The following is a 22,391-nucleotide window of genomic DNA, read 5'->3' on the forward strand; positions in this document are numbered from 1 at the left end:
ATGGCATTGACGAACAAGGAAAGCGTAGGACGTGTCCTTGATCTGGTGGCGGTTGGCCTCGGTCCGTGGATGGTCAAGCGGCTGGAGGCCAAATACGGGTCAGATTGGGCGGATCAGGTAGTCCGGTTAGCCGGCGTGGCGCCGCGCGGAGACGCGCGCGACATCACAGACGTTTCCTATCTGTTTTGGGTGTTTGACAAGCAGTGGCACGGTCTCTTCAAGGAGCACCTAAGTTTCGAGGACAAGCGGGCAGTGTCGGCCCTGTGGGATGCACGCAACGAGTGGGCGCACAATCCGAAGGTCTCGTCCGAACGCATGGAACGCGTCCTTATGGATGGCGAGCATCTGCTGCGGTCTATCGGCGCTGTTGTACAGGCCGACGCTGCGGATGAGATGCGCCGTGACTTCCGCCGTGTCATGTTCGAAGAGGACCAAAAGCGGCTGCAGCGCGCCACCGAGAAGTCGTTGTCCGTGCAGGTCGACTCTACCGGCCTTCCGGCATGGCGTGACGTGGTCGAACCTCACGACGATGTGGCTCGTGGGTCGTTCCAGTTGGCTCAGTTCGCTGCCGACCTCCGACAGGTCCACCAAGGAGTTGCCGGACCGGAATACGGTGACCCCACCGAGTTCTTTGGGCGCACCTACCTGACGCGTGGCCTTCGGTACCTGTTGGAGCAGGCGGTTCAGCGCCTCAACGGTGTCGGCGGCGAGCCGGTCGTCGACCTGATGACGACGTTCGGTGGCGGCAAGACCCACTCACTGCTGGCGGTCTACCATGCCGCATCGGGAACATCTGCGGACAAGTTGCCCGGCATGCGCGAGATCCTCGACGGCCTCGGGCTCACGGAACTGCCGGCTAAGGTCAACCGTGCGGTCCTCGTCGGCAATGACCTGTCCGTGCTCGGCTCCACAAAGCCGGACGGCACCGTCGTGAACACGATGTGGGGTGAACTCGCCTGGCAGTTGGGCGGACCCCAGGGTTTCGCCATGGTTGCCCGTTACGACGCGAAGTCCGCACCACCACCGACCACCGAACTCGCTGCCCTGCTGGAGAAGTACAGTCCCTGTATCATCCTCATCGACGAGTGGGTCGCTTACCTGCGGCAGTTGTGGTCGCGCGATGAGACAACTCCCGCTGGCACGTTCGACACGCACATGACATTCGTCCAGTCCCTCACCGAAGCAACCAAGGCCGTCAAGAACGCCCTGCTGGTCGTGTCGCTGCCGGCTTCCGACGTGGTGCGCGACATGAACATGGCAGAAGCACCCATCGAGAACGAACACGAAATCGGTGGCACAGCCGGCCTCGAAGCGCTCCGCCACCTCCGGTCGGTCATCCACCGCCTGGAAACGGCATGGCAACCCGCGTCGGTTGAGGAGGCCTTCGAGATCGTGCGGCGACGCATCTTCAAGCCCTTCGGTAGCCATGAATCAGCCAACCGTGACTTGGTGGTCGGGAAGTTCTTGGAGCACTACCAGAAGCACGCCGCCGACCTGCCCAACGAAGTCATGCAGCCCAGCTACCGATCGTCTATGAAGGCCGCATACCCGATTCACCCCGAGTTGTTCGACCGGCTCTACCAGGACTGGTCCACGCTGGAACGGTTCCAGCGCACCCGTGGTGTCCTGCGACTCATGGCCACCGTCGTACACGCGCTGTGGACCAGCGGCGACAGGGCACCGCTCATCCTTCCGGCCTCCATCCCCTTGGACAACCAGAAGGTGTTCGAGGAGATCACTAACCACCTTGACGACACGTGGAAGCCGATAGTGGACGCCGACATCTCCGGTGACTCTTCAGCGGCGTCAACCATCGACAACGAGATCAAGATTCTCGGCAGGTCGATGGCCGCGAAACGCGCCGCCCGCTGTGTGTTCCTCGGCACCGCTCCGATGGCGAACCGTCGTGAGCGTGACGGTTCCGTGTCCACGATTCGTGGCCTAGAACAGAAGCGAGTCGTACTCGCCTCCACTTACCCGGGCGACAACCCCTCCCATGTCGCAGATGCGCTGCGACGGTTGGGCGACCAGGGCAAGTACATGAACCGCGATCAGGACCGGTACTGGCTCAGCCTTCAGCAAACGGTCTCGCAGATCGTCCAGGAACGCGCCGACGCCTACCACGACGAGCAGGTCTTCGATGAACTCGCCGCGACGGTTCGCAGTGAGACCGACAAGGGCCTGTTCGAAAGGGTCCATCGGTTCCCGCCCAGCAGCATCGACGTTGAAGACGTCCCCTCCATCGGATTGGTCGTCTTCGGCCCCGACCGAGCGTTTTCGAGGAAGGCCAAGTCCACTGCCGAAGCCGCCGCGCGGGAGTTCTTGAACAAGCGGGGCACGAACGCCCGTATCCACAAGAACAGTCTTGTGTTCCTCGCCCCCGAGGTCGACCGGACCGATCTCCTGGTCAACGCGGTCCGTAACCGAATGGCCTGGGAGTACATCCTCGAAAACAAGGACTCCCTCAACCTCGACCAACACAACATCAAGCTGGCGACGTCGCGCGTCAAACAGGCCGTTCAGAACGTCTCTGACTCGATCCGCGAAGCCTACAAGTGGATTCTTGTGCCACACCAAGCACCAGGTTCCGCGGACATCGAACTTGAAGCGATCCTGATGAATGGCGATGGCACCTTGGCCTCACGCGTCACGAAGAAAGCAGACGCAGGTGAGTTCGTCGTCCGTAATTACTCAGCCGCCCTCCTGCGAATGGAGATAAACCGGCTGAACTTATGGAAGGACAGGGCGCACGTTCCTGTCGATGTGACGACCGGGTACTTCACCCAGTATGTGTACATGCCTAAGGTCACCACCCCTAGGGTTGTTATGGAAGCGATTAGGCGGCTCGACGAGGTGCTCCACATCGACATCGACGGGTTCGCCTATGCAGAGGCCTATGAGAATGACCGCTACGTCGGCCTCACCTTGACAGCGCCATTCGAAGTTCGGCCCAGCGGTCTCATCGTCGATCCGCTCGTCGCACGCGAACAGATCACCAAGGACGAGGCCGCCGCTCAAGAAGCCACCGCCACCAGCGGCAGCTCAGCAACGGCGGCCTCCTCAGGTGGAGGCTTGTCCAGCAGCACCGCGACCAGTAGCAACGCTGGGAAGGGCACGAGCACCGCCGGCGGAACCACCGGCACCCCAACGCCGACTAAAACGGTCACCAGATTCCACGCTACCAAGGAACTTACCTCAGCCCGCGTAGTCCGCGACGCGAGCCAGATCTATGAAGAAATCATTTCCCACTTCGTCAGCGCCGGAGTAAGCGTCAAAGTCACCATCGACGTTGAGTCCGACCAGTTGGATAAACTCTCCAATGACCAGCGGTCAGCTATTCGTGAAAACCTCAAGACACTTGGGTTCCGCGACGACGACTGGTCGATGGATTAAACAGAAGTGGGCCCTCGTCCAGATAACGTTACGAGGGCCTACCACTGGGTAGGCTCAGGGAACTGTCCGCTTGTCTTCAAACTAGGAAGGATGCCAGCTTATTGTCATCAGAACCAAGGTTGACTGACAGAGCAAGACGACACGACGCCGCCCCAAATGAGGAATGGGTCCTCATGTACCGAAAAGGTCTCCCTTCCACGGACATCGCCAGGCTCGTGGGAGTACCGCACAGCACCCTGCGCTACCATCTCCTTGTTGCCAAGTCAATGAACCCGGAGCTTGCCGATGAACACCGGGCAAACGTCCGGCGCCGCGTCTCCCCGCGCTCCCTACGACTCATGGAGGCGCTGATCGCCAGGATCAAGGACACAGGCCGATACCCATCGTCCAAGGATCCGGACCACAAGGGACGCAGCCTTTTCGTGTGGCTGAACCGTCGGCGGATGGAGGACGCCGCGGGTACCCTTCACGTCGAAATCCGCGAGGGGCTTGACGCAGCCCTCCCCGGCTGGCGTGGAACCCGAAGGGTGGTCGCTGACGAAGCCCTCTGGCAGAAGAACTTGGCAGAGCTGGCTACCTACCGTGCCGGCGGAAACGACTGGCCGCGAAGGAGAAACGCCGGCAACGAAGAGGAACGTAAGCTCGGCGCCTGGCTTTCCAAACAACGGCGCCACAGAATCCGCGAAACGCTGGACTCTGCCCGGTCCAAAGCCCTCGACGAAAAAGTCCCCGGCTGGACGCAGCGACGGAAACGAAGCCCGCCGAAAGTTTGATTTTTTGAACCTTGACAGCCTTTCCAATTTTTTTCAGCCGCAGCCCGTGGTTGCTCAGTAGCGCTCAGATCGAAGCGGAACTCAAGGTGCTGCTGTCACTCTGCGTCCGCTGGAGCACCGGGCCGGAATTAGAGCAGGTCAGGATTGTGCCGTTGGCACGCGTCCTAAACAAAGAATTTGCTCAATATGACGTCGCCTCGCTGGCAGTACTCTACTTGTGCCATATGGTGCACGTGGGGGGACAATTCGTGGTCGCGAAGGGCCCTCCGACGCCAATCGTTCGCCAACCAAACAGAAGCGAGTCCAGGCTCCCTATGGCTTCCCTCATCTCCTGGCTCGACGCGTCAACCGAGGAAAACTCGAAGATGCGCGAACTCGTCAAGCTCTTCGGCACGCCGGAAACGACGGACGACCTTGGCATGGGCCAGCTCCGCGACGCGATCAGCAACAGCCTGTTCCCTGGTACATCCGTCCTGCACCTCGGCGCGCGCTATATGCTCCTGGTCCCATGGGCCTACCTCACTGCGCAACGCGGCACCAGCCGTCCAGACGATCTGCGGAAGCGGTCCGAGGAATCAGAACGGCAGCTCATCGGCCGGCTGAAGGAGCTAGGCGAAGACAGCTACATCGGACGCGATGCCGGCCGGAACGTGCGACAGCTTCCCTCGGCGGCATACTGGTCGGCGCTTCGCCGCTACGGGATCGTGAACCCCGAGACAGACCGTTCCGCCGTCGCCCAGCTCATGTGCGCAGACACTCCTACCCCCGAGGAAGGCGAGAACGCCTACCACATCTGGAACCAGAGCCTCCCGAAGCCGCCGGAAGGCTTCCCGCAGTCCGAAGAAAACGGGCTGGCGTTGTCCCACGACGAGGCGCGCTGGCTCCAGGAGCGCATCCTCACCACCTGCCCGGGAACGATGCTGGCGCACGTTGTCGGGTCCGAGGCCAGCCCCGAGCGCAGGCTCTGGGCTCCCTGGCTGGACCCGGCCTGCCGCAGCGCGGAGGGCGACCCTGCGCAGTGGCTCAAAGATGCGGAATCGTTCTCCTTCATCCACAACGGCGCCACCATCCTGTACCAACACCTCGTCGCCGAGCTTTCCAGAGAGACATTTACCTCCAGCGGTGACACCCTCGAGCCAACGGAGAAGCTCCTGAAAGCGTGGGAGGACCAGCGCGGCAGCAAACGCGACCTTCTCGCCGGCTGGGACGTGGACGATTACCTCAGCCGTGCCAAAGTACTGAACCACAGCATCAACAACAACACCGCCGACTTCGCGCGGGCCATGCTGGCAGCGGCATTGAGCCCAAGCAAACTGATCGACAACACAGACTTCCGTGCCGCCGTCGAAATCCGGGAGAAGCTGATGAAGAAGTCCAACTCGCGGTTCCGCAACGAACGCCGGCTCCGTGCCTGGCAACCGCCAACGCAGGTCGCGTCCCTGTCCTTCCGCTGGGCACAGGTCCGCAGGAACGTCCTGGACATCCACGCAGGACTCGCACTGGAAGGTCAGTCACATGCTTGAGGCAGCAAACAGGCAGGCACTCACCCAGCAGCTGCGCCCGCCGGCCGGATTCCGGCTCGCCCATGCCGTCGGCACCACGTTCACACTCGACATGACCAGCGCGCTGTCGGTTCCGCTGAGCTTCGTGGCCGGCTCCGGTGAGGAATTCACCAATCCGGTCGCGGTCCTCAGCGCCCTCCACAAGGTCTCCGACCGTGTGGACATCTTCTGCCAGGCCGGCCACATCAAGGCACCCTCGGACGCCTCCGATCTGCTCGCGCTGCTGGAACCGATGGTCCACCAGGTCAGCGTCAGGCGCGGGCTGTTCCACCCCAAGGTCTGGCTCCTTGAATTCGAGAACGACACCGAGCGCCGCTACCGCTTCCTGTGCAGCAGCCGCAACCTCACTACCGACGCCAGCTGGGACCTCCTCGTCCGGCTGGACGGCGAACCCGTGCAGGGCGCAGAAGATGCCGGCCCGGACAGCGGGCCCCTGGCGCGCTTCATCGAGAGGCTCCCTGACCTCTGTACCGTAAAGCCCGACGCCGAGAGGTCGGCCAGGGTGCACGGCCTCGCCTCGCGTCTGGCGGACGTCCGCTGGGACCTTCCTGAGGACATCCAGCGCCTGGCCTTCCGGCCGATGGGCATGGGCGACGAGTTTGAACAGGGCTCGATCGTGGCTCACCTTCGGGACCCGGAGAACTTCGTCGCGCTCAACAACAAGACCGGAGACGCCGCCTTCCTTGGCCGGGAGAAGCTGGTCATCTCGCCTTTCCTCGATGACAAGCTGATCGGCCGGTTGCAGGACAGGTGGACGGAAAACCTCTACGTCTACTCGCGAGGCGACCAACTGGACCTCCTAAACGAGACAATAGTGGCCGATACCCGTACGTCGTTCAAAGCCTTTGACGAGCTCGGTATCCCCGAGTCGGCCGACTCAGGAATGAGCGATACGGACGAATCCGGGATTCAACGCGTCGCCGACGACCTGACCGGACTGCACGCCAAGGCCTACTTCTGCGACTACGACCACTTCACCTACGCCCTCCTTGGGTCAGCCAACGCCACCGAAGCAGGGTTCACTAAGAACGTGGAGTTCCTGCTGGAAATGCGCGGAGCCAAGAAGCGCCTCGGGGTGCAGCGCATCAGGGAGAGCCTGAAGGACGTTCCCTTCGCGGTCTATGACGGCACCGGCGGCCAAGACCGAACCAAAGAGGATGAGGCTGCCTTCCGGCTGGAGAATGCCCTGCGGGACGCTGCCGCACAGCGATTCCTCCTCGACGCCGTCCCCGACGACGGAGTCAAGAACACGTTCACGGTGACCGTCTCGCATGACTGGTCGCCGAAGCCCGAGTTCGCTGCAAAGCTGCGGCTCCTCTCGCTCCCCCAGCCGAGCGCCGTCGTCGAGTCTTCCGGCGGTCAGCACGAACATGCCTTCCATGCCATACCGCTCGCAGACGTGACCCCGTACCTGGTGCTGACGCTGGAGGACCCGGCAGCCGGGCTGTCCAAGAGTACTGTGATCCAGGGCAGCCTCCGCACCGATCCTGCCGGCCGGCTGGACGAGATCATTGCCCGCCAGCTGGACGATCCGGAGAAGCTCCGTCGGTTTCTCCTGCTGTTCCTCACTCCGGAGGATGCGCTGCCCGGGTCCGGAACCGGCACTGGTTGGTTCGCCGGTTCCGGGTTCGGCGACGGCTCCGCCGCCGGACTATATGAGGCGATGGTGGGCGCCATGGCCGGTCCGGACGCCAGCTCAGTGTTCCCGGACCTGAAAGTAGTGATGGACCGGCTGCTCGGCCTTCGCGGCGATGATCCGGAGATTCAGCAGCTGCACGCACTGTGGACAGCAGCCACCGAGGCACTCGACATGGGGGAACTTCATGGGATTTGACGCAACGTCCGCGCTGGAGGGCCTACGGGGCTTTCAGCGCCGGACCGTGGACCACGTCTTCAAGCGCCTCTATCTGGATGATCAGCCGGCGGATCGTTTCCTCGTCGCGGATGAGACCGGGCTGGGCAAGAGCATGGTGGCTCGCGGCGTCATTGCGAAAGCGATTGAGCGGCTCGACCAGCGGAACTCCGGCGTTGACCGGATCGACGTGGTTTACGTCTGCTCGAATGCAGACCTGGCCAAGCAGAACCTCGGCCGGCTGAACGTCACGGGCCAGAAGGACATTATCGAGTCCGGCCGGCTGACACTGCTGCCCACGGAGCTGGACAAGCTCAACGCCAAGGCAGCGCCGGGCACCCGGAAGCGCGTCAACTTTATTTCGCTGACTCCGGGGACGTCGTTCAATGTTGGAGGGGCCACCGGCCAGGCGAAAGAGCGAGCCGTGCTCTTCCGCATCCTCACGCAGCTTGGCGTCATCGACGACGAGCAGCGTCCCGACGCCATCGAACTGCTCCGCGCGGGCGCCTCCCCCCAGCGTTTTGAGCGCCGCGTCCAGTACATGCATGAGCAGTTCCCAAACGGCTTCGCCGTTCCTGTGCGGAACCGGTTCCGCACGCTGGCCCATCAAAGCGGTAACTTGCCGGCGTTTCGCAAGGCCCTGCGCGAAGCTGTCCGCGACGGAGCAGACTCGGTCCGGCCACGCATGAGCGTCCTCATCGGCGGGCTGCGGGGAGACCTCGCTCAGGCGGGTTTGGATTGCCTGGAACCTGACCTCATCATCCTGGATGAGTTCCAGCGCTTCCGGGATCTGCTGTACTCCCCCGGGACGGTGCCCGACGACGAGGACCCCGCAGCAGAGCTCGCCCGGCAGTTCCTGAACTACAAAGGCGCCAAGCTCATTCTGCTCTCAGCTACGCCATACAAGGCGCACACCGGAGCGAATGAGACCGACGGCGACGACCACGCCGCAGACTTCCGGCAGCTGCTGCGCTTCCTCAGCAGCGAGCGTCCCGGGTATATGGAAGACCTGGAAGCTGATCTGGATGACCGCCGGACGCAGCTGCTCAAGCAGGTTCCCGATGACGCGCTGACGCACCGCATCGAGGACGGGCTGAAGCTGTTCATGAGCCGCACGGAGCGGCCGCAGCTCGGCGAGGACGACATGCTGATCAAGATCCCGATGCTGCCCACGGATGTCAGAGCCGGGGACCTTACCAGTTACCGGTCCCTGTCCGCTCTGTTCCGCGCCGCCCGCACGGGCAACCCGATGGAGTACTGGAAGTCCGTGCCGATGTTCGCTCACTTCCTCACCGACTACAAGGTGGGGAGGATGCTGGACGGCCGCATCCACTGCGACCGCGAAGCCGTGGACCCGGTGCTTCCGGCACTGTCCACGATCGACGCCGAAGCGTACCGCCGCTACGGCGCCGTGGAGACCGACAACGCCAAGTTCCGGGCCGTTCGGGACCACACTGTGGGGCAGGGCTGGTGGAAGCTGTTGTGGATGCCGCCGTCGCTCCCCTACGTGGAGCCTTCCGGGGCATTCGCAGAAGTGGGACAGAACGTCACTAAGCAGCTGGTCTTCTCGGCATGGAACGCTGCCCCGACGGCGATCACCACGATGCTCTCCTACGAAGCCGAGCGGCAGATTATGGAAGGCTCTGCGCTCCACGGTGAGAACTCGGCAGAGGCCCGCAAGCGCTTCCGTGGCCGCTTGAGGTTCCGTGTCCGTGACGGTGAACCTCAGGCCATGTCTACCTTGGCACTGTTCATCCCCCACGCAGCCCTGGCCCTTGCGGGCGATCCTTTGCAGAGCGCGTCCATGAGTGGTTCCGTGGTCCCTGCCGATGTTGTGCGGGATGCCGCGGCCACGACGGGCAACACTATGGTGGGCGGTACCGCCGTCGACCCTGCAAGCCGTCTCGGCGCGTGGGCTTCCTATTTCGCAGTTCCCGGCGCTCTGCCGGCAGAGTGGAAGAACGATGCCAAGCTGGCGACGCGAGAGCTGCGGCAGCTGGACGAGTTCACCCAGCAGCAAGGCAAGGCCACCGAAGGCGGGGAGGCTGATCAGGAAGGCGGCGCCGAGGCCGGGCTCTACCTTGCCCACATTGAGCGCATGTTGGAGGCATCCGGCGGTGCGCCTGCCGGCTGGGAAGACGGAATGGAAGACTTGGCCGTCAATTCCCCGGCCAACTGCCTCTACTGCGCCTTGCTGCGCGTGGTTCCGGAGGAGTTCAATGGTGCTGAGCTGTGGAAGGCTGCGGTGTTCGCGTCCACCGGCCTGCGCACGCTGTTCAACCGGCTCGACGCCACCGAGCTGCTGGACAAGCTCTATCCCGAAGGAGATTACTGGCAGAAAGTCCTTCGCTACTGCGAGGCCGGGAACCTGCAGGCTGTCCTGGACGAGTATGTGTTCCAGCTCCGCAGCCAGCAGGCACCCGGGGAGATCACGAACGAGCAGCTGTGGGCGCTGGCAGACGACATCCGCCGCTCGCTGTCCCTGAAGCCTGCGCAGATGCTCGCCAAGTACCCCGATGGGTCCCACGAGGACCTCCGAATGGGCGTCCGCTTCGCCGTCCGGTACAGCAACGCCAAAACGGACGACGGCGACAGCAACCGTATGCCCGACGTCCGCAGGGCCTTCAACAGCCCGTTCTGGCCGTTCGTTCTGGCCTCGACGTCCGTGGGCCAGGAGGGCATCGACTTTCACTGGTGGGCGCACTCGGTCATCCACTGGAACGTGCCGGGCAACCCCGTCGATTTTGAGCAGCGAGAGGGTCGGGTGCACCGGTATCTCGGGCATGCGGTGCGGAAGAACGTAGCTGAAGCCCATGGTGCTGCGGTGATGAAGCCTGGGGTGACGGATCCGTGGGGGACGCTGTTCTCGGTTGCCGCCTCTGAGATCGCTGCACGGCCAGAGGATTCCAGCACGGAGTTCGCCCCGCACTGGATTCACCCGGGAGAGCACAAGATCGAGCGGCGACTACTGGACCATCCGCTGAGCCGCGATGTGCCGAGGACGAAGCACATGCTGGCTGGGCTGGCGAAGTACAGGCTGACATTGGGTCAGGCTCGGCAGGACGATTTGTTGCGGTTGATCAAGGATGGCGCGGAGATCAGGCCGTTGAATTTGCGGCCCTAGAAAGTCGCAACTTCCGTTCGGGAAGAAACCCTAATCATTCAGGACTAGAAACAGAGGAAAGATGCCCGAGGACGCTTACGGATATTGGGATTCCGGTCCGGCGCGAGGCGGCGGCAGCGGATATCTGAGCACCCTCACTGCAACGAACGAGCAGCTGCGCAAGTTGACCGACGTGTTGCATAACGTCGGCATCATCCGCGAAGACGAAAAATTGCTTACGATCTCGGCACTTCTTGGGCGTGAGATAAACAATATGCGATGCATCCATCATGACGAGGCTGAAGAACTGCTTCAACAGTTCGGGGTAGTTTGAAATTGCTGGCGGCTCGAAGTGTTTCCCACAGACTGCGCCTAAGGGGATACCGCCCACAAACTTATTGATCACGTGAATCTCGGGAACGAGAGTCTTTGCAAGCTGCTCGCAAGCCGCACGAACTAAAGTCGACGGCCGAGACCGTGAAGTGGGACCTGGGCAATGAAATGGTTCAGGTGCCGTGCAGTAAGCCGGTTGGAACGGAGAGGCTATTGTCGGAGCGACACTCGTCCGTGGCAGACCCATCAATGTCGGTGCCATTCGATAGCCTTTCTCGAAACACAGCATTTGCACAATGGGGGGACAATGAGCGCGCTCGACGAAGAGCAGCAGGCGGCACTGCGGAAGTTCAAGCAAGACGTGTTGGGAGTAAGGCCGGACATATCGGAACGGCCGGTTGTACGACGGGAGCCTGTGGCCCAAGTCCGAAATGTCAGCCGGTCCCGGAGTAGTGGATCCCAGCGACCTCTTGGTCCTGGAACGAATAGCCCAGCTGTTCTGCTTAGCGATATCGCCCAAGAGACCGGGCTGAAGGTTCAGGACCTCATTCGCGAGTCGCGTCGAGCCGGGATCCAACTCAATTCAAAGCCGAGACAGACACCGTTGTTCCCGGAAGAGGCAGACCATCTCCGACGGTTCGCTGCGGGTCCTGCAAAACCGCAGCTACTGACCGGCGCGACTTATAGGCCCGACCCAGGAGGCCGCATAAGCCGTAAGGTTTATGACCGTCTAGAGCCGGACTATCTGGCCAGCCTCTTGGCTTCTGGTTTCCTGCCGAGCCGGCGCGATGTCAATCGGTTTCCAAGCCGCTCGTGGCCCGGGATAATTCGACACCATCGACGGGTTGAGGTTCTCGTGTCGGAACAAGCACCGGCACCAGGTGCAATAGCGCAAGAGTATGAAAGTGCTGCCAGCGCACGACCCAAATCCGACCTCGCACAGACGACGGCTCAGGTTGCTCGGCAGGAGATACCGATTGCACGCACTTCGGCGTTATCCAACCCGTTGGCGGCTGAGATCAAACGCCAAATCGACGCGCGTCGGCATAGGCGAGAAATCGACCCTGAGTCCAAACCAGAACCGGCAGGCATCCAGGTCGTCGCGCCACGCATAGACCCTCGACCAACGGAAATAGGCCCCGGCAGCCCAGCCTTGGAGGAACTGCAGCTGACGCTTAGCGGATTCGCACCGAAGGATCACCCCGTCTTGTTTAGCAGCCTTGCTGCGGCACTAGAGCTGGACGAACGCAATGTCAGGTCGTTGGCTGCCACGGATCCACGTAGCCTCACAGAGCCACCCCTCCGAAACCTGATCAGTCTTATTTGCCAGGGAAAGTTCGGTCTATTCGCTTACCACGAGGTCAGCAATACTCTCCGATCCGCAGCTCGGAGGAACAGTCCGAACGTGTCTTCGATTGCAATGAAGAATGCCCTCACGAACCTGCGTCCTATGTACACCGGCGTCCTGACCGACGCCGGCAAGAGCCGCTTCATTTTCTGGCATGTCGAGCAGGACGGAACCCAGCTGGCGGTCGTGACCTTCGGTGCCATGTCGGATTGGGTCCGAGGAATGTACCACGGCCAGTACGTCCCACTGCGCGGACGACTGATCACGGTGTCACGCCATGTGAATTTGACCGCGATGGATCGAGAAGACGCCCAGTTCATGGTTGAAGCCGCTCTCAAGCTCCGAAAGGGTATTCACATTCGCCATAGTGCTCCCTTGGCTCCCGAACCACGTGGTCGCAACTACGTTTACGGTGCCACGAGCGAACCCCGACGTGGTCTCAAGTACAAACCGCACAGCGACTGGTTGATTCCTGTGGTCGTAGAGGACGGCCTTGCCACCGCAGGTTTGGAAGAAGGTTTCTTCTCAAACTACGGTGGCAAGATCGCCCACGAAGTTCGTCCATTCATGCGCCGTGCTCCGGGAACATCGTGGAACGCTCCGAAGACAGTCGCTGTCAGCGCCCACACGCGCGGTGGCTACGCCGTCGGTGACATCGGTTATATGCCTACGGTGACGATCATGCGGGAGATGAACGCCCCCTAGGACTACTGCGCCACGGCAGCGGCCGTGGCATACACGTCAGCCGGCATCGGCCGGTGCAACTTCCAGGTAATCGCAATCGGCTTCTCCCCCGCGTGCTGCACGTAGTCAACCTGTCCCAGGCACGTGTACGGAACGGTCAGGCCCGTCTCGTCGTCCGCCGTATCCCTAGTGAAGATCAAGATCTTCGAACCATGCGAAGCCCGGTCTAGGTACCGGCGTCCAGTCGGGCTCCCCGGCGAGGTCGCGTTCTGCGACTCCCAGTGGAACAGTTCTGGGCTGATGGCGTAGTCCTTGTACATTGTGGTCGCCGAGTGCTTCTTGTCATCCTTGTTGAGGGTGACAAAGAAGGCATCGGTGGATGTTGCCGAACACCAGGCCACGCCCTCACGGTGCTGCACGTTTTTACCGAGCTCCAGCGAGCCGTATTGCAGCGCCGCCAAGACCTCTTCACGCCGGTATGTCGCGTGCGAAAGCAGTGGAACCTGCTGCAGCCCCGCTCCGAGCCCCTTCGCGGCGTGCTTGGACGCGGCCACTCCCAGCTTCACGATCTGGCGGATCTCGCTGCACACAAACTGGTAGCCGCGCAGGTAGTCCAGTCCGGCGTCGTACGATTTGAACCCGCCGCCGTCATCCCAGAGCGTATAAAACAGCATCCGGGCGAACGTCTGCTCGCGCATTCCGAGCTCCGCGTAGCGGGGCGCAGCGGGGCCAACCAACATCGAGTACGCCTCGGCGCGTTCCGGATCGTCCACGTGGATGAGCGCTGCCATGCGGCCGAGGAGCTTCTTCTCGTCGGCATCCGAGAGCTCCTGGATCCTCCCGCTGAGGGCCGCCTCCAACGGGGATAACCTCTCGATCAGCCCCGCCTGTCGAAGGTAACCCGTCCAGGAATCCCTGGTCGAACGGTAGATCGACTTCACGTCGTTCCCGGAGTGCTCCAGATACGCCTCCAGCTCGGTCTCCGCATACGAGGCAATGTCCCGGACCAGCTGGGCCTGGTTAAACCGGAGCTGTGCCTTGATGTTGTCCAGCACCACCTTCTGCGCCACCCGGTCCAGCACGATCTGCGAACCAGACGGCAGGTATGGGAACTCGTCCTCGACGGCCCTCTCCAGCTCCTTGCGCCCGTAGCCGGTCAACGCGCGGTAGCGCAGATCGAAGCGGAACTCACGCCGTTGCTGGCCAATGAAGTCCATGACCGTCAGCACGGCCTTACCCTCGGCACGGCGCAGGCCACGTCCCAGCTGCTGGAGGAAGATCGTGGCGCTCTGCGTGGGCCTGAGCAGCAGGATTGTGTCCACCTGCGGCAGGTCCAGGCCTTCGTTGAAGAGGTCGACGGCGAAGATGCAGTTGATCTCCCGCCGACGGAGGCGCTCCAGCGCCGCTGCACGGGTGGCGTCGTCGGTGCTGCCGTCGACGGCAACGGAGGCGATGCCGGCGCGGTTGAACACTTCGGCCATGTAGTGGGCGTGCTGGACCGAGACGCAGAAGCCGATGGCCCGCATCTGGTCCGTGCTCGTGGCTTTGTCGCGGAGTTCGCGGATCACCTTGGCGGCGCGGGCGTCGTTGCCGGTGTAGAGGTTGTTCAGCTGCGCGGTGTCGTAGTTGCCGCGCTTCCATTCCACCTGGCTCAGGTCGACGTCGTCCGAGACGCCGAAGTAGTGGAAGGGCACCAGCAAGTCGGCGTCCAGGGCATCCCAGAGCCGCAGTTCGCTGGCGGTTCGGCCGTCAAAGAACTGTTTGGCGACGTCGACGCCGTCGCCGCGTTCCGGTGTCGCGGTCAGTCCAAGGAGCTGCTGCGGCTGCAAGTGGTCGAGCAGGCGCCGGTAGGTGGGCGCCATGGCGTGGTCCGAAAGATCGTGCCGGACCGTCAGAAGCAGACATGAAAAATTTCCGCACCTCCATGCTGTCGGTCCCACATGTCCTGCCTTTCCTCCGGTCGAAGAAAATGCTTGACTTCCTACATTTGGGATATATAGTCGATATATGTTCGACAAATTGCCAGGAAATGATGTCTAACGAATCGCGCAACGAAAGGTTCAGACGCCTCGGGGCAACACGGGGCGACAGACTGATTCGCGAAATTTCCTTGTTAGGGAATTTAGCGAACCGAAAGAACTACGAGTACACCCCGGAAGAGGTGGACGCACTTTTTCGCCCCATCGAGGCCGAACTCAAAGAGGTGAGGGCGCTCTTCGATCCCGCCAGTCCTTCCAGTAGAAAGGTGTCGTTTGAATGAATAATGCGAATTTTGGATTTTACTTTGAGAGGTCCGGAAGAAGCGCATCGCAGGGCGCAGTCTCCCCGGCCGAGCAGTTCTTCGAAGGTTCCCTCGCGGAGTCCTCGCTCGTGCGGGAGACAGCGCAGAACTCTATTGATGCCCGCGTCGGACTAGGTCCCGTCACTATGGTGTTCGAGCTGGCGGAGATGGCGACTGAGCTCATTCCGGGGATAACCCGACTGCGTACGCACTTGGAGCAGGTTGAGCGTCAGACGAGGGGGACCCAGGGACACGAGGCCATGGCCACGGCGCTCCGGACCTCACAGCAGGAGATGATTTCCGTATTAAGGATCAGCGACTACGGAACCAAGGGGTTGACGGGCTCCGAATCAATGCACGATCCGACTTCACCCCTGAGCGCCCTGACGAGGGGGGCGGGAATCTCCGCGGACGACGGCACCCGTGGCGGGTCCTTCGGTATCGGATCCGCCGTCGGCCCCATGGCCTCGAATATGAGCACCGTCCTATACACCTCGTTGCCCATCGAGGAAGAAGAGACGGTCCTCGCCGGCTACAGCTGCCTTGCCAGCCACCGCGACGCGGACGATGTATGGCGTGGCGGAGATGGCTTTTACACCGACCTGACCGATGAGACGGATTTCCGCTACCTGCGCAACCCGCAAGCCCTTGGACCTTTCCCCATGCGCACCGAGCCGGGCACGGACGTTTTCATCCTCGGATACCGGAAATCGGGAGCGGACCCGGATCTGCAGCACATCAAGGTCGCGTTCATGCGTAACTTTCTGATGGCGATTGACCGTGGAGGACTGATCGTCAAGGGGCTCACGCCCACGCATACCTGGGAGCTGGATCAGGTCAGCTTGGAAAAGTACGTTGTCGAGGACGCGGAGGCTCAGGCCTTCTACCGCGCCATTAAGGACCCCGAACCGATCCGGCATACCAGCAAGCGGCTCGGCAAGTTGGCTCTCTACATCAACATCGACGACGACAGCCTTGAAAAGACCCTGCACACCATAACCATGCGGAAACCGTTGATGAGAATCGACATCTTTCGCCACACCTCCATTCCGGTCAAGTATGCGGCCGTCTTGGAGTGCTCGGATGACCACGGAAACAAGCTACTGCGCACCTTGGAGCCCCCGCAGCATCACAAGTGGGATCCTGGCCGAGCTGCCTATGGTGAGTCGTTGCTGCGTGAACTCAAGAACTTCGTCCGAGACGGTCTCAAGAGCAGAGTCAAACAGCAAATCGGCGACCAGGTCGTCATCAAGGGACTGGCCCGGTACTTGCCCACCGAGTTGTTCGAGGAAAAGTCCGGGACTCTGCGCAGCGCCGGAACACCGCAGGACGGTCCCGGCACTGACCAAGAGTCAAGCACCGTGCAGGGCTCGGACGGCGAACTGACACAGGTCGCAACGCGAGAGCGTCAGACAGTCCGTGTCGGTGTACGGACTTCGGCCGGCGCCGAAGGCACCTCCCCCACGGATAAGGGCAAGGATCAAGGCGGTGAAGGCACCCGGAATAAGAAAGGGGGCACTCTGTCCGCGGACGGCGAGCAGGGAAAAGGCGCCGGACGGATCACGGCGGGAGAGGTGCGCTTCCGCAGCTGGTCAGATGCCACGACCGGCGACTTGTGCCTGGCGATAACGCCTCTGGAGGACGTCGCCGGCGACCTCGAACTTGTGCCCCTTGGGCCTGGAGGCAGCATGGAGGACGACTACATGCTGCCCATTTCCGAAGGCGTGCTGACCATTGGAGGCGCCAGCGAGCCCTTGAAGCATCAGGGCAACGTCCTATCGCAGCTGCAGCTGAAGGCCGGCATTACTTCTCACGTCCGGCTCAAGCTCTCATCAAATCACCGCTACCGTCTGGGGGTTAAGTGAATACATTTACGAAGAGGGGCTCCTACCCGCATCCGGTGCTCGACGCATCGGACGACGTGGGTTCCTCCATTGAAGTTGTCAACGTCACTATCGCGCCGAGCGTGGATGATGTGGAGATCAAGTTTCAAGTGCGGATGAGCGATCCGGACATCCAGTCGCTCATGGATGACGGCACCGCCCGGTATAGTTTCCGCTGGACCTGCAGCTCCACCATCGCCAGCGGTGAGCTCAGCGCCTCGGTCCACCAGCAGCATGTCGACGGCAGCACATACATCGGATGGATCGATCAGCAGGACATCCGCGGCACAGTTAAGGTTGAAATCAGGATCATTGCGACCAGCCAAGTCGATCCATACAGCCTCCAAAACCAACACGGTGACTATGCGGGCGCATCCTTCAGCATCCTCCCGGGAGATGTACTCGCCGACGGTGGCTTTTTCGAATTCGAGCCGGAGAAGCGCTACGATCCGCTCTCGCCACCAGTAGGGTCATGCTTCCGATTTATCGCGGACCCGAAGCTCAAGAAGGGCCTGAAGGTTAAATTCTTTGACGACGAACATGTGCTCGTGGCCTTCCCCGAAAAGACGCTTCCCGGGTTTGGCCTGCTACAGGGGCGGCCGGACCTGCAGATCAGTCTCGTAGTCCTGCCTGCGCTCATGCAGACGATTTCCTTCATCAAGGAGAACTTGGCGGCTGAGAGCGAGGGGGAAGACCTTTCCGGCAAGAAATGGTACACGGCGGTGAACCGGCTTGTGCAAGAGTCAGGATCCTATGAGGACAATTCTTTTGAACTGGCACAAAAAATTCTGGGCCATCCGTTGGATGCCTCACTGATGAAACCATTCGACGGCTTGGGGGACGAATGATGGAAAACAACCATGCCCGCGCACTGACCAACCAGGCGGTGTTCGAGCTCAAGTCCGCTCTCGAAGTCGCTCAGACGCCGGACGATTTTCTGGCTGATGCTGACATCATCATCGGCAGGCCAGAGAACCAGCTGGAACTTCACCTGAACTTGGGAGTTCCGGACTCTTTAGATGCCGGATCGAAAGGAAGCACCGGACGTGATGTTGAAAACGCCCCTGTAGTTTACGACTACCTTGGCGTCCTCGATCGGGCCAACGCATCCGACCGGCGGCTCTGGACGTATCTTGCGTTCTCTACGTACCGGGACTACATGGAGAAACGATGGCCCCTCACTGAGGTGAGGAACTGGAAAGGCCGCGTGCAAGACCGCTGGCTGATGCTAAATTCCTCTCGCGACCCGCTCGTCAGGCACGGTATCTCCCGGCTGTGGTGGGTGGCGGCTATGACGTATGACCCGAAGCTGCAATACCCACTCTCCAAAGCTGTCGGGGATCCCTTCGCTTACACTCGAGAGGCCTTTCGGAACGAGGACCGCATTAATTCCCTGTTTCACAGAGAAGCCGGGGCCTTTCCCGACGTGGTCAGGTGCGTTCTTGAACATGCCTCTCAAGGAGGCGGGTACGCGACTGACAAACACGTCGCCGCGCTGATGATGGAGCTAACGCTGGTCTACGGGTACCGCGACCTCGGTTTCTTGGACCACAGCGCCCTCAGCGCTCTCGTCATCGAATCAGCTCCCGCTGTGAAGGATGCAGGATGAAATAGCCGTAGTGCGCCTCCACTCCGAGCTGATGAGCAAATTGTCAGCCGGGCCTGGTATCCTGGAGTTCGGATATCAAGGGGTGCATGTGTTTCCAGTTATTGATCTCTTCGCCGGGCCCGGAGGCCTGAATGAAGGATTCTCAAGCGTCAGAGACGAGCAAGGCGGCTTCGTCTTCAATACGTTGGCATCTTTTGAGATGGATACCCTTGCGTGCCAAACGCTCAGGTTACGAGCGACGTACAGGGAGCTCGTCCGATCAGGCGCAGATCTGCAACCTTACTTCGACTACATCAAGGGCAAGAAGTCGTGGCACTCCGTTCTCACAGGTGATTTTAGAGAGGCGTATCTAGCTGCGAAAGCTCACGTCTACCAGGTGGAGCTTGGAGAGGTCAACCGCCCTGAGGTGGACACCTTCATAGAAAAGCAGCTCGGCCCGGAGAGTGAGCGAGGACATTGGGCACTCATCGGCGGGCCCCCGTGCCAGGCGTATTCCCTAGCCGGGCGGTCCCGTAGGACTGGAGATCATTCGTTCGCTTCAGACCACAAGCACTTCCTCTACCGTGAGTATCTCCACATCCTAGGAAAGTTCAAGCCGACGATTTTTGTTATGGAGAACGTCAAGGGGCTTCTCTCGTCGAAAAATGGCGACAGCAGCATGTTCCAAACGATCTTGGGTGACCTCAAACGTCTCCCCAGTGGTGTGAGCTACGAAATCCGTTCACTAGTAGTGGACGCTGAACCACAAGACTTGAACCCGTCCGATTTCATCATCCGCTCAGAAGAATACGGAGTGCCGCAGAAGAGGCACCGCGTGATTCTGCTCGGGGTTCGAAGTGATGTCGCCGCCAATATTCCTCGACGGATTATCGAGAAGGCTGACGGGGCAGTCACGGTCCGGGCAGCCGTCCAGACGATGCCCAGCATTCGAGCACAGACTTCCGGCAGGAAGCCGAAGATCGATCAAGACTGGGTCTCGGTCCAAGCTGAGGCACTAAGCCAGATACGCGGCATAGACGTAGCGTCGAAGCCGGAACCGGTAAAGGCCGGCGTGCTGGCAGTAGATGCGTACGAATCCTGGGTGCTGGATGACAGGCTAACGCTACCGGTGCAGCACGAGCCCCGCGCACACATGGTTTCGGATCTTGCGCGGTATCGCGTGATGGCGGAGCTGGCAGAACGCTTGGGAAAGAGCCCGAAGTACACCGACCTGCCGGCGACTCTCCATCCCGAACACAGGAACGTCGGCAGAGCGGGGACTCCTTTCACGGACCGCTTTAGAGTGCAGGTTTGGGACGCACCAGCCACGACGGTGGTTTCACACATTTCCAAAGACGGGCACTACTACATTCACCCGGATCCGGAGCAGACGCGCAGCTTCACGGTACGCGAAGCCGCACGCCTTCAGTCCTTCCCCGACAATTACTTCTTCGAAGGTGCCAGGACGCAGCAATTTCACCAAGTGGGGAACGCCGTCCCACCACTGCTTTCTAAGCAGATCGGCGACGTTGTTGCCGACATGCTGGCAGCTCTCAGGGACTAAACGTTCGGAATCCCTTTGCATTTGCGGAGGAGACAAGGTTGAGCAGCCTGGCGGACTGCCGCTCGGTCGGCAGTCCTGACTTCCTGCCCGTCACAAGGTCGAGAATACTTAGGTCCGTGGGGCTGGCGACGCCGTTTCCCAGCGAGAATTCGCGCAGCTCCAGCCAGTGCTCCCTGGGTATTTCAAAGACACGAGTCTGTTGGTTGATTCCGTTGTCGATCTTCTGCGTTTCCTTCCCAGTCCGTCCCCTTTGCGCCACAGTGGCCGGGTCAGCAAGCCCCGCGAGGAAAGCTTCAGGAAGCCGGATCGGTACCGCGCGGACCAGGTCCCAGCAGGCGGCCTTTTTGGCCCATTCGGTAACGTTTTGTGTCGGCCGATGTTCACTCGTCAGTGCAGCTTGCACGGACTGAGCAATTTCAACAGCCACGTCCAAGATGTTCTGGGGGGCTGCTTGAGAACGCCAAATCAAGTCGAAGTCCATCAAACGGCCACGCCCTTGAGTCTCAACAAGGCTTGCCATTTTTGCCACCGTGTAGGTAACGATATTGGCAAGGTAGGCGCGGTCCCGCTGATACCACTCGGTATTCCTCACAGCCGAATGGATACCCGAGAACAGAATTGCCTTGCCAATCGCGTCTTTGAAATAGATCTCATTGATCGAGGATTCGTCTTTATCCCATGCCTTTGCCACCATTTCCGCAAAAGCAACAAAGTTCTTCTGGGCACCTGCGCTGACGATGTGAGGGCGCTGCTCCCACGACATTATGAATTTGGCCAAAGCCGGTTTGTCGAACTTCTGGTGCTTTGGATAGAGCTTGTCGAATCGTGAAGCTTCAGCTCTAGGCAGCTTATTCTTCTCATTCTCGTACTGACCGCGTGTCCGCTCGTAGTACCACTTTGTGTTGTAGGTGGCGCCCGCGACGGTCGGGGCCAGCACCCGTCGTGACAGCTCCTCGATGCGGACGTGATAGGGGCTGTTCGAAAAGAAGTCCGCTGCGCTTACGGCGTTTTGGCTATTGGCGAACCTTGAGATGCTGGGCACGAGTTCGCTGGCCACGGCGGGCGCTACAACAACCAGCTTCATGGGGACAAAGACATTCTGCAGAACGGCCTTATCTTTTGCCTCCTTGTCAACGAAGAACAACGACGCCGTTGTCTGTCCGCCGTTGACGATCTGGAGGTCCTCAATAGTCAGGATGGTTGACTTCTCACCATCCGTCTGCACCGAGGTGGCCGTCGCGGTGACTCCGTTGTTGAAGGCCATGAAATTTTGGGGAGCAGAGTAGATAGTCTCACGGATGCCCTTATTGACCTTGCCCCTGTTGGTCAAGTAGGAGCGCACGTTGCTCTCCAGGAGCCGGCTGCCATAGCGTCCGTAGAGTCCTGCGAGTACGTTTCCAGGCACGGATGCCAGGTAGGTCGCAAACTCCGGGGTTGACTCGACCTTCAGCGCGGGGAGGCCTGCCTCCTGCCACTCTCGTAGGTCGATCTGCAACGCTTCCCGGCCGCTCTGCGATTCATGGAGTTGATGCAGTCGGCCAACGTCCCAGAGCTGGTAATCGACGGGGATGCCGTTCAGTGCCTCGCTTGGAAGCTCACGCAGCCGGTTGCTCAGCTGCCCATCCGTCAAGAGATAGAGACGGTACCGTGAGACATTGCTCCCGCGATTGCGGAGGTCGTACGCGAGCTGATAAGCCGGCGAGCTCTCCTCCCGGCCCTCCAAGAAACTTCCGTCGAGCGAATCGGCCAGAAAATACTGAAGTGCTTTCAGAGCGCCTTTGGCGTCCGTGGAGGAAACGACTTGAATTTCAGGCGAGCCGACATAGATCGTCGCGACTAGCGCAACACTGTTATCGGCATTGTCGAGGTCGTAGCCGTTTACCTTCAGCCTGCGCCGCCGCGTCCCCGTCCCGTCAAAGTCAAGGGTGACAACATCGTCAAACTCTCCGGCTTCTGTGAGCAACTCCGCGCAATGTCGCGCGAACGCCGTAGCCGTAAACTCACCGTCGGCGTCGGCCAAGGACCCG

The 22,391-nt window shown here is 60.9% G+C and carries 13 protein-coding genes; 11 read left to right on the forward strand and 2 right to left on the reverse strand.

All coding sequences use genetic code 11. The annotated features are described in order from the left end of the window. The 7 genes from J2S97_RS09740 (at position 1) to J2S97_RS09770 (ending at position 13,069) form a co-directional block, all read left to right on the forward strand. A complete protein-coding gene (locus tag J2S97_RS09740) occupies positions 1-3,393 on the forward strand; it encodes a DUF499 domain-containing protein (RefSeq protein WP_307048797.1) in 3,393 nt (1,130 codons plus the stop codon). Positions 3,394-3,566: 173 nt separating this feature from the next. Then, entirely contained in the window at positions 3,567-4,166 is a 600-nt protein-coding gene (locus J2S97_RS09745) for a helicase associated domain-containing protein (protein WP_307048799.1), read from the forward strand. Positions 4,167-4,480: 314 nt separating this feature from the next. Continuing rightward, a complete protein-coding gene (locus J2S97_RS09750; protein ID WP_307048801.1) occupies positions 4,481-5,689 on the forward strand; it encodes a DUF6361 family protein in 1,209 nt (402 codons plus the stop codon). Then, entirely contained in the window at positions 5,682-7,562 is a 1,881-nt protein-coding gene (locus J2S97_RS09755; protein ID WP_307048803.1) for a phospholipase D family protein, read from the forward strand. Before J2S97_RS09750 ends, J2S97_RS09755 begins: the two co-directional genes overlap by 8 nt. Continuing rightward, positions 7,552-10,704: a DEAD/DEAH box helicase gene (locus J2S97_RS09760; RefSeq protein ID WP_307048805.1), complete on the forward strand. Its 3,153-nt coding sequence runs from the start codon at positions 7,552-7,554 to the stop codon at positions 10,702-10,704. Before J2S97_RS09755 ends, J2S97_RS09760 begins: the two co-directional genes overlap by 11 nt. Positions 10,705-10,765: 61 nt before the next feature. Continuing rightward, positions 10,766-11,017, forward strand: coding sequence for a hypothetical protein (locus J2S97_RS09765; RefSeq protein ID WP_307048807.1), 252 nt, complete (start codon positions 10,766-10,768; stop codon positions 11,015-11,017). A gap of 1,404 nt (positions 11,018-12,421) precedes the next feature. Beyond that, on the forward strand, positions 12,422-13,069 hold the full coding sequence (locus J2S97_RS09770; RefSeq protein WP_307048809.1) for a hypothetical protein: 648 nt from the start codon (positions 12,422-12,424) through the stop codon (positions 13,067-13,069). 2 nt (positions 13,070-13,071) lie between these two features. Here J2S97_RS09770 and J2S97_RS09775 read toward each other — a convergent pair whose 3' ends face one another. Beyond that, positions 13,072-14,910 carry a DUF3427 domain-containing protein gene (locus J2S97_RS09775; protein WP_307048811.1) on the reverse strand — a complete coding sequence of 613 codons (1,839 nt, stop codon included), beginning with the start codon at positions 14,908-14,910 and terminating at the stop codon, positions 13,072-13,074. An 892-nt stretch (positions 14,911-15,802) separates the two neighbouring features. On the opposite strand from J2S97_RS09775, the gene J2S97_RS09780 reads away from it, so the two are divergent. The 4 genes from J2S97_RS09780 to J2S97_RS09795 are packed head-to-tail and all read left to right on the forward strand — an operon-like array spanning position 15,803 to position 20,364. Further along, complete coding sequence (locus J2S97_RS09780) at positions 15,803-17,194, forward strand: hypothetical protein (protein ID WP_307048813.1); 1,392 nt, start codon at positions 15,803-15,805, stop codon at positions 17,192-17,194. Further along, on the forward strand, positions 17,191-18,060 hold the full coding sequence (locus J2S97_RS09785) for a hypothetical protein (protein WP_307048815.1): 870 nt from the start codon (positions 17,191-17,193) through the stop codon (positions 18,058-18,060). The genes J2S97_RS09780 and J2S97_RS09785 overlap by 4 nt, the downstream gene beginning before the upstream one ends. Then, positions 18,057-18,821: a DUF6339 family protein gene (locus J2S97_RS09790; protein ID WP_307048817.1), complete on the forward strand. Its 765-nt coding sequence runs from the start codon at positions 18,057-18,059 to the stop codon at positions 18,819-18,821. Before J2S97_RS09785 ends, J2S97_RS09790 begins: the two co-directional genes overlap by 4 nt. Positions 18,822-18,852: 31 nt before the next feature. Then, positions 18,853-20,364, forward strand: a complete 1,512-nt coding sequence (locus tag J2S97_RS09795) for a DNA cytosine methyltransferase (RefSeq protein WP_307048819.1) — start codon at positions 18,853-18,855, stop codon at positions 20,362-20,364. On the opposite strand, the gene J2S97_RS09800 is transcribed toward J2S97_RS09795, so the two are convergent. Further along, positions 20,354-22,384 (reverse strand): AIPR family protein, encoded by a 2,031-nt coding sequence (locus tag J2S97_RS09800; RefSeq protein ID WP_307048821.1) that lies wholly within the window; start codon positions 22,382-22,384, stop codon positions 20,354-20,356. The two genes, J2S97_RS09795 and J2S97_RS09800, sit on opposite strands and share 11 nt — an antisense overlap. Positions 22,385-22,391 lie beyond the last annotated feature (7 nt).

This window comes from Arthrobacter oryzae (genome assembly GCF_030812315.1).
GTDB classification, from domain to species: domain Bacteria; phylum Actinomycetota; class Actinomycetes; order Actinomycetales; family Micrococcaceae; genus Arthrobacter; species Arthrobacter oryzae_B.